The sequence below is a fragment of the Dyadobacter ginsengisoli DSM 21015 genome (assembly GCF_059568735.1).
The window spans coordinates 1508733-1522028 of record NZ_JCANTY010000001.1 but is presented as its reverse complement, the minus strand read 5'-3'; the positions used below and the strand labels follow the sequence as shown (position 1 = coordinate 1522028).

Genomic DNA, 13296 nt, shown 5'->3' with positions numbered 1-13296 from the left:
CAATCGGTCCGGAACCCGACTTTTGCCCGACATTTAACAAGTGTCAGGATATTGGATTTTGTTGGAGGTTGTTAGTCAGTTTCTTGCATTCTAAAAGTGTTCTGGTAATCCACAGCGCATTTACCACGTACATGAACAACGTGGGCACCAGATAGTGAAGAAAATAGCTGGGATGGAGATGCGGTACCACTAAAAAATTGTAGGCAACGGTTAACAAGAGCATCAGGTGAAGCGCGAGTAGCCAGTAGATCTGCCCTCTAAGCACGTGTCGGGCATAAGCAAGGGCTGCGGGGGGCAAGCCCTTCATTTTTCTTTGTAAATACAGTGGCACCAGAAAATGGACGAAGGGCAAAACGAGATAACTGAAACAGGACAAGCAAATCAATCTCAGCTCATGCATCACCTTCTCCGCATCGATTGCGGTGACGGTATTCAGGGGGTCATAGGATAGGTCGCTGTTATGAAATGCGTGGAGATCTTCGAAAGGAATATCCAGTGCGGTTGATATCGTTCTCAGCGTGTAGGAGCGGGGAGTGGTCTTACCGTTTTCAATACGCTGTATGGTTCGTACGGTCAGGTGCGTGAGCTCAGCTAACTCTTCTTGTGTCAGGCCCCGTTTTTTTCTTGCCAGACTTACGATTCCGGAAATGCCCGTTTCCGTATTAGATTCCACCGCCATGCTCCGATCATGTTTCTCCATATCATCCAACCAGGTCGACATACTCACGCAGGATGCGTTCTAACTCTTGCTTTTTGACTTCCACGTCTGCCATATCGTTCAGATGGACGAGCCTTCTGTCTTTGTAATTACCTTCCAGCAGCCCGGACTGGATTTGCGTAATGGCCATGTGATGGAACACGATCTGGACATTTTGGGTCGTGCGCGGGTTGAACGTCAGCAGATCGGCGGAGGTGTAATAGCTCGGTGCATTCCACTTGATCCGCTCGGTAATTTTCGGACTGGCTGATTTGACAATGGCTCGTACAGCCTCTATTTCAGCCTTCAACGGGTGTTCGAGGCGCGTCATGAATTCGGCGACCTGTTCCGCGTCGGTCAGCTTGGGCGCATGGGGTTTAGCCGCGGATTTCTTTGGTTCTGAAGGCATATGGTTCGGTTCAGGCAACAGGTTCTTCCACTGGCGGGACGATCGCCGGCCCGGTTGTAATATACTTCTTATGTTCCTTACCCCAGTCGATCATCGCCAGGATAATGTTCGCGAAAGTCTTGCAATAGGGTGTCGACTCATATTCGACCACCACCGGGGAGTCGGGATACACGGTCCGGGTGATCAGCTTATTCATTTCCATTTCCTTCAGTTCCCTCGAGAGCATCCGGGTGGTGATGCCGGGAATACTTCTTTCAATTTCCCGAAAACGTTTATTTCCATTGCATATCGAGTTGATAATGGGCAGTTTCCATTTGCCTCCGATCACGTAAATCGTATCCTGTAATGCTTTGACCTCCTCGGCTTGATTGCGCTCCTTCATTTTTTTTGATAGTTGGTATACCCTGTGATACTGATTACAAAGTTATACCAATTGCCGGTAACTTTGCATCACTTCATTAAAATTAAAGGATCATGCGTGAGCAAAAGACGATTTTTATTACGGGTACCAGCAGTGGGCTGGGGAAACTTACCGCCAAATATTTTGCCGGAAAAGGCTGGAATGTGGCTGCAACCATGCGCAGCCCTGAAAAGGAAACCGAACTGGTGCATTACGAAAATGTACGCGTATTCAAATTGGATGTGACGGATATCGAACAGGTGCGTACCGCGACGGAACAAGCCATTGAAGTGTTTGGGAAGATCGACGTGGTAGTGAACAACGCCGGGATGGGTACCTACGGCGCATTGGAACTGGCGAGGGAAGAGGACATTGACTGGCAGTTTGCTGTGAATACACGGGGGCCTATTAATGTAATCCGGGCCTTTTTGCCGCATTTCCGGGCAAATGGCGGCGGGATGTTCATCAATATCAGCTCCTTTATGGGCGTTACGACCGCCGTTCCGCTCGGGTCGTTGTACAATATGTCCAAATTTGCGTTGGAAGGGCTGATCGAGGGACTTTACTACGAGCTCAAACCGCTCAATATCGAACTGCGTCTGATCGAGCAGGGCGGCTCCCGGGATAACCATTTTACGGACAGCATCGTCTGGAATAGCGATCCGGAGATCGATGCGTACGACGAGCTGACCGGCAAACTGAAAGGCCTTATGACGAACGCACGGGAGGCAGGTCTCGAGGATCCGCTCGATATCGTCAAAGTGATCCACGACCTGGCAACCGGTAAGAACAAGCAATTCAGAAATGTACTGGGCACGACGGGTAATCAGCTGATGACCATGCGGAGCCAGTTACCCATTGAAGAATATCTTGAAACAATACGTGCGAATTTTTGAAATGCAGGCGGTGAAGATTCATTCACCGCCTTTTTATTGGTCTGCCAGGGGATGTTGCAGGTAAATAATGATCAGGTTCAGAAGTAGAAAAGGAATTTCGATGGCTACTCCTTTGAGGTCTTTGGCCAGTAAATGAAAGCAGATGATCATCAGGATTGTCGCCGCCATAATAAAATTGCCCCAGACAAATGTCTTCGGAAGCAGTATCAGCAATGCGGCTACCATAGTGACTACGCCATTGACCGCGACCCCGGTTTTTGAAAAACCCCATTTCCCGAACATTTCAAGCATTTCGGGCTTACCGGAGGCCATAGCCCAACCTTGTTTGATGCCCATAAACACGGCAATGAGTATCAGGATTCCGTTGACGATTTTGAGGACCATAAGTGTATTGGTTTAATAAATAGAACTCGGGCTTTTCTTAAAAATAGCAATTATAAACTGATTCAGCTTCGGAAATTCCAATAAGATAAAGAAGATACAGAAAGGATATTCTGTTTGCTTGTAACTAATAGTAGTATTATTTTGGTTTAAAATTTATAAGATTGCCGGCAATGAAAAATATCTAAATTATTTTGGCCATGAAAAAGGGATTTGTTTTCGTTTTGATCTTTATCATTCAACTTACTTTGGCCACAGCGGCAAAGGCGCAGCAGTTGGGCGGACGGTGGGATTTCGGCTTGTCTTCTCATTACACACAAGAATTCTTCCGGGAAAAATTTACAAACACTTCTACCGGGCCTGCATTGATCACCTATAAGAACGAACGCAGTAAACTGGCCTTTGGTGGTGGTGTTTGGGCTGAAAGACGGATGTCGGAGCATTTAGCATTGCTGATGCAACTGGATTACCATTACACGCGGGTTGACGCCTGGTTGATGGTCGGGGCGATCAGCAAAGCCGGAAACAATCTGGATTTTACCGAACGCAGCCAATCTCTCGCAGCGAACCTAAAAGGAAGGTGGTATTTTAATCCCCGGTCAAACCTGAGATGGTTTGTCGACGCCGGCGTGAAGGCAGACCGGATTTTCCGGTTCCGTCATAAATACTGGCGGTACGATTTTAAACAGTCGAATCCGCCGCTTTTCAATGCGGTTGTACCCGGTCTGGTCTTGGGAGCAGGTGCCAGATGGAAGCGGCTGGGACTCTCTGCAGAATATCAGCGTTACATTTTGAACGATGCCTATACCGACCTGCTCGCAGTGGGTGAATCGCAGGGGAAGATGCGTCGGGACCTTGCCCGGCAGAATGTTACATTGACGGCTACGTTCTCGCTTGCCAAAAGGCCATAGCCCTACATCGTCCTCGAATACCCCTGCACTTTTTGTTTTTCAAGCAGTGTTTTGAGCTCTTTCACGATCGCTGGCTGCTGAGTGAACAGATTGGACGTTTCTGTGGGATCGGCCTCCATATCGTAAAGCTGTCCAGCCGGGTCGTTGGCATCACCCTTGGATGACCACCCGCCGCTGCCTTTGCCATCGATGAATTTCCATTTTCCTTTCCGGATCGCAAACATTCCGTCAATGGAATGATGAATGATACTGTGTCTTACCGGTTTCTTCCCAGCATTATTCCTGAGAATTGAAGCAAAACTGAAACTGTCCTGGCCCGCATGACTATCGAGTTTCTGGCCGGTGAGGGGCGCAAGCGTAGCCATCAGGTCGGTAAGGCAGACGGTCTCCGCCGTTCTGCTGCCTTTTTTGACAACAGCGGGCCAACGCAGAATGAAAGGAACGTGATGTCCTCCTTCCCAGATATCCGATTTTTCCCCACGAAAAAAGTAATTGGCCCCATGTGCCGGAAATGCTTCCTTGTCGCCAGGTTTCCAGTCGGCCCCGTTATCGGATGTGAAAATGACGAGTGTGTTGTCGGCAATACCAAGACTGTCAAGGGTGTGAAGGACAGAACCTACCACGGCGTCGGTATGCTGTACGAAATCGCCGTACAATCCAGCTCCTGATTTTCCCTTTTGATTTTCGGATGGGACCCATGGCGTGTGCGGACTGGACAGGGGCAGGTACAGAAAGAATGGTTGTGCTTTGTTTTGACTGGCTTTAACAATAAAGTCCGTCGCCTGGCGGCCGAATACATCGAGCGTCTTGCTGATCTCGAAAGTGGCAGAGCCTTTTCCGTCCCGCCAGAATACGCCGCGGGGTGTTTTGTTCCCGGCAATATCGGTAATGTGCGGATCTGTCGGTTTCCCATTTTGCAGGTAAATGTATGGAGCAATGTCGAGTGATGCGGGTATAATGTAGCTGTAATCGAAACCAAGGTCATTAGGACCGCCGGTGATCCCTTTTTCGATGGAAAGATTCCGGGTTGAATTCCAGTCGTCGTAATCCGCCGGGTTGGTCGCTTGCGTGGCGTCGGTTTTGACCCAATCCAGGCCGAGATGCCATTTGCCTATCACGCCGGTATGGTAGCCGGCATTTTTGAGCAGGTCGCCGACCGTAAAGCGCTCCGGCTCGATCAACATTGGCGAGTAACCGCCCAGAACCCCTTTTTTCAGGCGTGAGCGAAACGCATACCTGCCTGTGAGAATACCGTAGCGCGTGGGCGTGCAGACTGCCGACCCTGAATGTGCATCGGTAAAGATCATCCCACCGGAAGCGAGCTTGTCGAGCTGCGGCGTGTTCACTTGTGATTTCGGGTTCAGACAGGACAGGTCGCCGTAACCAAGGTCGTCGGCCAGAATGTAGACCACATTGGGCAGTGGCGCTTTGCTTTCCGCCATGCTCTTTTTTCGGAAAACAAGCATGGCCGAAGCAACCAATACCAACATCAATATTGTGTAACTCAGGTTAGGATAACTTCGTAGCATCAGGATCCTTATCGGGGTGTCAGGTTAGTCAGGCAACTTGCTTTGATAATCTACTAAGCAAGTAGACAAATAAAATGAATGACGAACACTTTTGCAAAGGACACTGAAAGGAGAGGAGGGTTATTTGATGACGATCTGTTGAGAAAGGTGATGATTGTCTTTATTCTTTTGCTGCGCGTGAGCCCAATGGCCACTATACCATCTGCAGACAGCGAGGAAGACAAGTAACAGCAGCAGCAGCGACTGCAAAATGAAATATCTGTGTCGGGTAGCTCTGATCATTTCCGGGAGGGTAGGTCGTTGAGACTCTAAAAGTAGAGATACCTCTTAGAAATGGCTAAAAACATGCATTTCAAAAACATTCCAATTTATTTGCCGGTTGATATATAGCGGGTTTGGCAGGAAATCCGGAGTTACATGCGGGAAATTGGATCAGATCGTTTGGACGACATCGTTCAGATCGGCTTCTTCGGGCAGGTTTAGCTTTTTGCGTACCCGATGGCGGATCACCCGGACACTCTGAACCGAAATGCCGAGCGTATTCGCCATTTCCTTGTAATTGAGGTTAAGCTTCGCAAGGGCCATGAAGCGTGTTTCCGCGGGAGTGAGACCCGGCAGTTTTTCACGTAGCCTGTTGAGGTAGCCGGAATGGATTTTTTCAAACAATCCCCGAAACTGTTCCCATTGGTCATCGGTCAGAATTGTCAGTTTTTGAAGTTCCTGCCGGGTTTCATCGCTCACGTTGATGCCGTACCGCATGCTCAGCTCCTCCACAAGCTGATTCTTTTCGGAAATGCTTCTTGTAAATTCTTCGAGCTGAATGGTTGCGAAGGTCAGTTCCTGTTCTGCCTTCTGTAACTGCGCCTGCGCGCGTCGCTCTTTTTCACGTGCGCGGTAGTAGTAGGTGTTGTAAAAGTAGAGCGATAGTACCACCAGCAGCAAGATCAGGATCAGGAGGATATTTCGCTCCAGTGTTTTGATCTGCTGTCCGGCCGCTATCCGCTCCATAGCGGCTCTGTGTGTCTGGATCTGTGACCTTTCGGAGGCGCGGTGCATTTGCATCGAATTGAACTCCCACTGGAATCGCTCCTTCATGAAATTGGCCGAGTCGAGGTAGTTGCTGGTGAGCCTGAGCTGCCCTTTTGCCGCATACACCTTCCCGAAAATCTGGAAAAGATGTTCCAGGGGAGTCTCAATGCCCGATTTGCGGATCGACTGCCTGGCTTTCTGCATGGTCTTTTCTGCATCGCCGATTCGGTTCTGGCGGAAGAAGATATCGCTCAGCAGCGTTTGCGACTTGCCTGTCTGATCGAAATCACCAATTTTTACCGCCTGTGCGATATTGGCTTCAAGCAGCGGGATGGCGCGGGGGTAGTCGCCGCGGAGATAAGCTACGAGCCCCAACCCACCCTGTGCAATGCCTTTCCATACGGCATAGTCGTCAACGGCTACGTTTTCGATGATTTTATGAAAGTAGTAATCGGCCGAATCGAGTGATTTGGTTCTGACATAGCTCAATCCGATCGTATTCCGGGCTGTGTTGTGTACACCGCGCAGCGACTGGCGAACCTCCACACCGAGCGCCTCTCTGGAAAAGCGGATTGCGTTCCGGTAGTCGGCGAAAAAGTAGTATGCCTCGCCCATTTGGGTAAGCATATGGCCTTTTTCGGGGATTTCCCTGCCATTTGCTTTTTGGAGCAACGGATACATTTTGAGATATTCCTCGAAAGCGCGTTCATAATTTTTGCCGGTGTACCAATACCAGTGCCTGAGCAACATGCGTGATGCCAGGAGTACAGGCACATAGCGCACTGCTTCCGCCCGGGCGATGAGGGCTGGTAATTCCGCTGGTAGCTTCCGGTCTCCATGGGAAGCAATCAGGACGGCCAGGCGGGCATGCAGCAGGTCGGCTTCCAGCATCAGCGGATGATCGCCGGCCTTCGCGGCAACGCTTCTCAGTTTTGCAATGGATTGAAAAGACTCGACGGTGTCACCGAGATGCACGTGCGTTACGAACAGATGATAAATATCCGCGTAGCGATCTGCATGTGTTTTGTGCAGGAGCCGTTCGAATTGGGCATGGCCGGTATGAGCAAAGAGAACCCATAAGACGGCAAGCACAAGGCGGCGGGTCGTGAGCAGGAATTTCATCAAGGAAGGAGGGAATGGGTTTTGTTTACTTCGGGCGGGGAATTTACAAAAAAATGGCGGTCATTTCTGACCGCCTGCAACCCACAACAATAAGTGGCACAGTGTTAATCTGCGATTACATGATTGTAGTCCTTGACTAATCTTAGGTTTTTGACAAACCTGTATTTGTGGTCATCTATCACACTAACTCATGGAATACAGCAAGTTAATTGCTCGCAAATACCCGGCGGCATTGCTCCGGAGAACCGGATCCAGTAATGTGATAAACGAGGTTGCGGCTGCTAAGCTACTATAAATGTGGCTGGCTTCAAAGCCGGATCAAAATGATAATCAGCTCATTTTTCTGAAAGGTCTCTCCGGATGGCCAAATGGCAGAATATGCCGTTTTTGTAGGACCGGTAGAGGAAAATGGGCTGTCGGCAGCTCGGTTGGCATGGCTTTTGAGGCCCGTGAGGCATACTATGGAAAGTTTATCACAATCAGTTACCACGGGAAGACTCATCATTGTCGCGTACCGGCTGCCTTTTAAAATCATCCGGGAGAATGACGAGCCACGATTATTTCAAAACTCCGGCGGCCTCGTTTCGGCAGTATTGTCGCTCGTAAAAGATCAGCAAAGCCAGGCTTTCGACGCCCGGCAAAAGATCCAGTGGATCGGCTTTTCGGAGAACTCCCCGGAGGAGCTGGAAGGGCAGTCCATGGAGAACGATAATTTTCAGGCCCATCCCGTATTTATTTCTGAAGAACTCAATGAAAATTACTATGAAGGCTTCTGCAACAATCTGATATGGCCGCTCTGCCATTATTTTCCTTCGCTCGCACAGTTCCACGACGTTTACTTTGAAGCATATCAGCAGGCCAATCAGCTCTTCTTCGAAAAGCTGCGGGAAGTGATCAGGCCAGGGGACGTGGTTTGGGTTCAGGACTATCAGTTGATGCTATTGCCGGAGCTGATCCGGAGGCATTATCCAGATAATAAAAGCGGCTTTTTCTTTCACATTCCATTCCCTTCCTTCGAGATATTCCGGATGTTACCGGTGGCCTGGCGTAAGGCCATTGTCGACGGAATTCTTGGTGCTGATGTAGTGGGATTTCACACGAACGATTACGTGGAATATTTTTTGAAGGCTGCGAGACTTGTCTCCGAACTGGGGAATAAATTACATTATATCAACCTGGGAAACCGGATCGTGAAGGTGGATTCGTTTCCGATCAGTATAGATTTCGACAAATTTAATGATGCATTCGATGATCCCGACGTATCAGCGGCACGTTCGGAGGCTCGCCAGTCGTTAAAAGAGCGGATTATCTTCTCCGTTGACCGCCTTGATTATTCAAAGGGAATCATTCACCGGCTTCGCGGGTACCAACGGTTTTTGGAGCTCAACGCGGAATGGCACGAAAAGGTATCGTTGGTGATGGTGGTAGTTCCGTCACGGGACACGATCGAGCAGTATCAGCAGATGAAATCCGATATAGATCAGACGGTTGGCAAAATTAATGCTGATTTCGGAAGTATTTCCTGGCAACCCATTATTTATCAATACCGGTCTATGCCTTACCCCGAGCTGGTGGGCATGTACACGGCCAGTGATGTGGCGCTGATCACACCCGTGCGCGACGGGATGAACCTGGTCTGCAAGGAATATGTAGCAAGCCGGAAGGACGGTAAAGGCGTGCTGATCCTCAGCGAAATGGCCGGGGCGGCTGCCGAATTGGGTGAAGCATTGATTATTAACCCACTTGACCGCCAGGATATCGCCGACGCGATCAAGACGGCATTCGAAATGCCGGAAGAGGAACAAACCAAACGAATGGAAGCCATGCGGGAAAGGATTCGTGATTACGATGTCTTTGCATGGACTAATGATTTTTTTACCCAAATGACCATGCTGGAATTAGAACATGACCGCTTGCGACAGGTCTTTCTCAATAATAAAGGAATCGACGCAATCCGGTCAGCATATCAGTCCTCCAATAACAGGATTTTGTTTTTCGATTATGACGGGACGTTAGCGCCCATTGTACCTGATCCTGCGAAAGCTATTATTGGAGAAGACGTAAAGAAATTGCTGCATGAGATCGCGAAACGCGATACGGTGGTAATCGTCAGTGGACGTGATCGCTATTTTCTCGATAAGCTATTCAGTGAACTACCCGTGCATATGATTGCCGAACATGGCGCATTGATCAAGGAAAAAGGCGCATCGGAATGGCAGCTGAATGAGGGGTATGAAGAGAACTGGAAAGAAAGCATCCGCCCGATGATGCAGATTTATGCCAAACGATGCCCGGGCGCATTTGTCGAAGAGAAGGAAACCGCATTGGCCTGGCATTACCGCACAGCGGATGACAAAGAGTATGCCAGCCGCCGGGCGCAGGAGTTGCTTTGGCAGCTGAAAAACTACATTCAGCCGGAGCTTAATTTGCAGGTGATTGACGGCAACAAAGTGGTGGAAGTCAAAAAGACGGCCTTCAACAAAGGTACGGCAACCCGTATGTTTGTCGAGACGGGTGTTTTTGATTTCATCATGGCCATTGGCGACGATACCACGGATGAGGATATGTTTGAGGCACTGCCTGAGACTTCGTTCACTGTCAAAATCGGGGACGATCTGTCGGCCGCCCGCAATCATATCCGAAGCCAGGATGAAGTATTTCACTTCCTGCATTTTATGGTATCACCCGTAGGCGAGTAACACCCGGTTTTGTATTTTAGCGGTTCAATGGAGGAACCGCTAAAATTACTTTATTCGGTCGTTAAAGTCATCCATCCGCTCGACGAAGCGGATTGGGACGCGTTGGCCGGTATATGGAAACCGTTTACGGCCAGACGTAAGGAGATCGTAACATCTGCCGGAGAGACGGAGCGCCACCTATATTTTGTAACGGAAGGCGTTCAGAGGATTTATTACCTGGATGACCGAAATCGGGAAGCAACGCTCGTATTTACCTACGCGCCATCTTTTGGAGGGATAATCGATTCCATGCTGATGGAAGTGCCGTCACGCTATTATTATGAGGCATTAACACCCTCACGCTTTATCAGGGCGCCATACAGTGATTTCAAAGCGATAGCGCACCAGCGGCCCGGCATCGAAAGAATGCTTCGGGCGGGCATTACCCAGTCGCTGTCCGGTATTTTGGAGCGGCTGGTCGAAGTCCAGTGTTTTTCATCGGAGGATAAGTTCAGAAACCTCCTGAGACGCAGCCCCCATATCCTGCAACTTGTTCCGCATAAATACCTCGCCAATTACCTGGGCATCGACCCGACCAATTTCAGTAAGCTGGTAAACAAGGTCCGTATTTAAATGTTGGTTTTTACCAAACATTATGGAATGATGCCTGTGCAACTTTGCATTGTTAAACGATTGGAGATTCCATGAAAACGGTCAATAAAGAAGAATTACTGCAAAGGTTAGACGAGCAGGTCGAACAGCACATCGCGGATACCGTATCGCTGTTTCAAAACAGAGACGATGCTTTTCTGAACCGGCCGTCGGCCAACGGCGGATGGAGTATCGTTCAATGCCTGGATCATCTGAACAGCTACGGGCATTACTATCTTCCCAAAATGCGGCAAAAGCTGGCCGAAGCGCCACAAACCACCGACACAACGTTCACCAGTACCTGGCTGGGCGGCTATTTTGTCAGGATGATGGATCCGCAGACCGGCAAGCGGAAATACAAGGCATTCAGGGGGCACATACCGGAGTCAAATCTCGATTCCGCCGCGGTTGTCGGAGAGTTTATCCGTCAGCAGGAGGATCTGTTACATCTGTTGCGGGAAGGTCTGCGAAAGGACTTGAACGCTATCCGGATCCCGGTTTCGATTCTGCCATTCGTTCGGATGAAGGTCGGTGACGTGTTTCAGTTCATCATCGCGCATAACGAGCGTCACATGCAGCAGGCGAAGCGGAATCTGGTTCCACAGCGCATTTAGAGGTTTTCGTTACTAATGGGCGAAACCATACGCTAAAAACTATTTTCTTAGTTATGTTGATTTTTTATATGGTGAAACCTCTATTGCGTTAAAATGGGTACGCGGCCTCTTTAACCTTTTCCTTGATTATTTACAGGTTCCGCCAAGTCTGGCCTAACTGCCTGGTATGTAATAATTAACAAGGTGAGGGCAGTTGCAAATATTTACCGTGAAATTCTACAAACTAATAACTTAGTTTTTTGACGTATGTTTTCGCCCATTGGTAACAAAAACCTCATTTATTAGCCGGAAAATAACTGGAAGACGTAGCGGAGGCAGAAGTGGGAGGGCCGTCTACTACAAAAAAGCAGTTCCGGTTTGCCGGAACTGCTTTTTCACGCATTGTTAAGCCGTTAAACGTACAGTAGGACACTACGAAACAGACAGATTGCCCGTTTCATTGATATTTTCAAGTTTGATAAAATGACAAACATATCCGGCAGAGCGCAATGCGGACTGAATGCGCGTAAAATCGGATAACTCGGAGGTCAGTGTCAGTAGAAAGTCCTGGAAATCATACGCCCAGTGTTTGACATTCAACTGTTTCAGGCAATCGTGCAATTTTTGCAACGACTTACTAGCCTTGATGTTGGTTCGAAAGAAAATTTTATAGGTATTGGTCATTGTTCGTCACGTGAAATTGAGTGCGGATGTTACCGCTGAATCCAGATCGTTGATTTAATATCTCAAAATTGCTACTTATTTATAATAATTACAAATAAGTAAGGTTGAATTATTTTGACAAAACAAAAAAGCTTCGCAACCATGATGGAAAGTTGCGAAGCTTTTTTGAAAACTGACGGTATTGTTATATTAAGAATTTATTAGATTTTATAAATTCTCATATTGCGAATCCGTAACATTGCTCAGACCCAGTTGGTTTCAAGGAAGTCGACCCAGTTGCGCCACATAATACGCTCGATGTCTTCTTCTGAGTATCCGCGTTTGGACAGAATAGTTGTGATGGATTGCAGATCGGCGATCGAATCGAGGTCGCCCGGGGATTGCTCCTTGCCATAGGCGCCATCCAGGTCCGAGCCGATACCGACATGCAGGGCATTGCCAGCCAGCTGGCAAATGTGATCGATATGTTGTGCGATATGTTCTATTTTGAGACCGGTACTTTCGGGAGTCGATTTTCCCCGTACCCAGCCGGGGATCATCATCCACGCATCGAACGCCATACCAATGACCGCTTTTCGCTCCAACAATACTTTGATCATATCGTCTGAAAACTGCCTGTTATGGGGCGTAATCGTGCGGGTGAGGTTATGGCTGGCCCAGACCGGCCCCCTGTAAAGGTCCATGGCTTCCCAAAACGCGGTGTCGCAAAGATGCGTGGCATCGAGGATCATGTCGAGCTGATCCATTTCGCGGAGAAGATCTTTGCCCTTATCAGACAACGGGGCGTCAGAATCCGTACCATATGCGTACACGCCCGGGCCATAGTGCGCCGGACCGATCGCGCGCAAACCGTATCCGTAAGCGGTTTCCAGGTTTTTCAGAGTCACAAAAGAATCGGCTCCTTCGAGGCTCAGAATATACCCGATGGGCAGATTTTCAGTCGATTCTGCATTCTGCCATAGATCGAGATGTGCCCGAAGCCCTGCGAGTCCGGTGATTTGCACCATTTCACCTGCTTCTTCCATGGCTTTATACCACGCTACCTGTGCCTGGGTGATCGCCCATGCCTGAGCCTGAGAATGCCAACCGGGGATTTTGCTATCCGGTCGGATATAACGCCCGATCTGTGTCGCAACACAAATGCCAATGTTACCCTTGCGCATTTCAGGAAAGCTTACCACGCCCTTGCCGCGGTCGGGTTTGTCGGTAAGGTTCTTTTCGCGTTCACGGATGGCGTAAAGATCCTGCGTCAGATCCCGGTTCCATTCCACTGCATTCATGGAAAGGTCGAGGTGTGCATCGAATAAAAACATGTA

General features: G+C 49.0%; 13 protein-coding genes. 5 read left to right on the top strand and 8 right to left on the bottom strand.

The window, feature by feature from the left end; translation table 11 throughout:
- Window positions 1–43: 43 nt before the first annotated feature.
- Genes BP71_RS05810 through BP71_RS05800 form a run of 3 tightly spaced genes read right to left on the bottom strand, consistent with a single transcriptional unit; the run spans window position 44 to window position 1488 of the window.
- A complete protein-coding gene (locus tag BP71_RS05810; protein ID WP_496377542.1) occupies window positions 44–700 on the bottom strand; it encodes a helix-turn-helix domain-containing protein in 657 nt (218 codons plus the stop codon).
- 1 nt (window position 701) lies between these two features.
- Window positions 702–1106 (bottom strand): DUF1801 domain-containing protein, encoded by a 405-nt coding sequence (locus BP71_RS05805; RefSeq protein ID WP_496377540.1) that lies wholly within the window; start codon window positions 1104–1106, stop codon window positions 702–704.
- 10 nt (window positions 1107–1116) lie between these two features.
- Window positions 1117–1488 (bottom strand): winged helix-turn-helix transcriptional regulator, encoded by a 372-nt coding sequence (locus tag BP71_RS05800; protein WP_496377538.1) that lies wholly within the window; start codon window positions 1486–1488, stop codon window positions 1117–1119.
- A 92-nt stretch (window positions 1489–1580) separates the two neighbouring features.
- Here BP71_RS05800 and BP71_RS05795 point away from each other — a divergent pair, with 92 nt between their 5' ends.
- Window positions 1581–2402, top strand: coding sequence for an SDR family oxidoreductase (locus BP71_RS05795; protein ID WP_496377536.1), 822 nt, complete (start codon window positions 1581–1583; stop codon window positions 2400–2402).
- 33 nt (window positions 2403–2435) lie between these two features.
- On the opposite strand, the gene BP71_RS05790 is transcribed toward BP71_RS05795, so the two are convergent.
- Window positions 2436–2786 carry a DoxX family protein gene (locus tag BP71_RS05790; protein WP_496377534.1) on the bottom strand — a complete coding sequence of 117 codons (351 nt, stop codon included), beginning with the start codon at window positions 2784–2786 and terminating at the stop codon, window positions 2436–2438.
- Between the two features lie 197 nt (window positions 2787–2983).
- On the opposite strand from BP71_RS05790, the gene BP71_RS05785 reads away from it, so the two are divergent.
- A complete protein-coding gene (locus BP71_RS05785; RefSeq protein WP_496377532.1) occupies window positions 2984–3694 on the top strand; it encodes a porin family protein in 711 nt (236 codons plus the stop codon).
- A 2-nt stretch (window positions 3695–3696) separates the two neighbouring features.
- Here the strand turns inward: BP71_RS05785 and BP71_RS05780 are convergent, their stop codons facing one another.
- Complete coding sequence (locus BP71_RS05780) at window positions 3697–5223, bottom strand: sulfatase family protein (RefSeq protein WP_496377530.1); 1527 nt, start codon at window positions 5221–5223, stop codon at window positions 3697–3699.
- Between the two features lie 432 nt (window positions 5224–5655).
- Entirely contained in the window at window positions 5656–7377 is a 1722-nt protein-coding gene (locus tag BP71_RS05775) for a hypothetical protein (protein ID WP_496377528.1), read from the bottom strand.
- A 458-nt stretch (window positions 7378–7835) separates the two neighbouring features.
- Here BP71_RS05775 and BP71_RS05770 point away from each other — a divergent pair, with 458 nt between their 5' ends.
- The 3 genes from BP71_RS05770 (at window position 7836) to BP71_RS05760 (ending at window position 11317) form a co-directional block, all read left to right on the top strand.
- A complete protein-coding gene (locus BP71_RS05770; protein WP_496377526.1) occupies window positions 7836–10073 on the top strand; it encodes a bifunctional alpha,alpha-trehalose-phosphate synthase (UDP-forming)/trehalose-phosphatase in 2238 nt (745 codons plus the stop codon).
- A 27-nt stretch (window positions 10074–10100) separates the two neighbouring features.
- Window positions 10101–10685 (top strand): Crp/Fnr family transcriptional regulator, encoded by a 585-nt coding sequence (locus BP71_RS05765; protein ID WP_496377524.1) that lies wholly within the window; start codon window positions 10101–10103, stop codon window positions 10683–10685.
- 71 nt (window positions 10686–10756) lie between these two features.
- Window positions 10757–11317 (top strand): DinB family protein, encoded by a 561-nt coding sequence (locus tag BP71_RS05760; RefSeq protein WP_496377522.1) that lies wholly within the window; start codon window positions 10757–10759, stop codon window positions 11315–11317.
- A gap of 411 nt (window positions 11318–11728) precedes the next feature.
- On the opposite strand, the gene BP71_RS05755 is transcribed toward BP71_RS05760, so the two are convergent.
- Together BP71_RS05755 and BP71_RS05750 are read right to left on the bottom strand one after the other, a co-directional pair.
- Window positions 11729–11980: a hypothetical protein gene (locus BP71_RS05755; RefSeq protein WP_496377520.1), complete on the bottom strand. Its 252-nt coding sequence runs from the start codon at window positions 11978–11980 to the stop codon at window positions 11729–11731.
- Between the two features lie 242 nt (window positions 11981–12222).
- Window positions 12223–13293 carry a dipeptidase gene (locus tag BP71_RS05750; RefSeq protein WP_496377518.1) on the bottom strand — a complete coding sequence of 357 codons (1071 nt, stop codon included), beginning with the start codon at window positions 13291–13293 and terminating at the stop codon, window positions 12223–12225.
- Window positions 13294–13296: the final 3 nt, after the last annotated feature.

Coding starts and splice junctions, on each gene's coding strand:
- BP71_RS05810 (WP_496377542.1), bottom strand. CDS start 700: ATGGAGAAACATGATCGGAGCATGGCGGTGGAATCTAATACGGAAACG.
- BP71_RS05805 (WP_496377540.1), bottom strand. CDS start 1,106: ATGCCTTCAGAACCAAAGAAATCCGCGGCTAAACCCCATGCGCCCAAG.
- BP71_RS05800 (WP_496377538.1), bottom strand. CDS start 1,488: ATGAAGGAGCGCAATCAAGCCGAGGAGGTCAAAGCATTACAGGATACG.
- BP71_RS05795 (WP_496377536.1), top strand. CDS start 1,581: ATGCGTGAGCAAAAGACGATTTTTATTACGGGTACCAGCAGTGGGCTG.
- BP71_RS05790 (WP_496377534.1), bottom strand. CDS start 2,786: ATGGTCCTCAAAATCGTCAACGGAATCCTGATACTCATTGCCGTGTTT.
- BP71_RS05785 (WP_496377532.1), top strand. CDS start 2,984: ATGAAAAAGGGATTTGTTTTCGTTTTGATCTTTATCATTCAACTTACT.
- BP71_RS05780 (WP_496377530.1), bottom strand. CDS start 5,223: ATGCTACGAAGTTATCCTAACCTGAGTTACACAATATTGATGTTGGTA.
- BP71_RS05770 (WP_496377526.1), top strand. CDS start 7,836: ATGGAAAGTTTATCACAATCAGTTACCACGGGAAGACTCATCATTGTC.
- BP71_RS05765 (WP_496377524.1), top strand. CDS start 10,101: ATGGAGGAACCGCTAAAATTACTTTATTCGGTCGTTAAAGTCATCCAT.
- BP71_RS05760 (WP_496377522.1), top strand. CDS start 10,757: ATGAAAACGGTCAATAAAGAAGAATTACTGCAAAGGTTAGACGAGCAG.
- BP71_RS05755 (WP_496377520.1), bottom strand. CDS start 11,980: ATGACCAATACCTATAAAATTTTCTTTCGAACCAACATCAAGGCTAGT.
- BP71_RS05750 (WP_496377518.1), bottom strand. CDS start 13,293: ATGTTTTTATTCGATGCACACCTCGACCTTTCCATGAATGCAGTGGAA.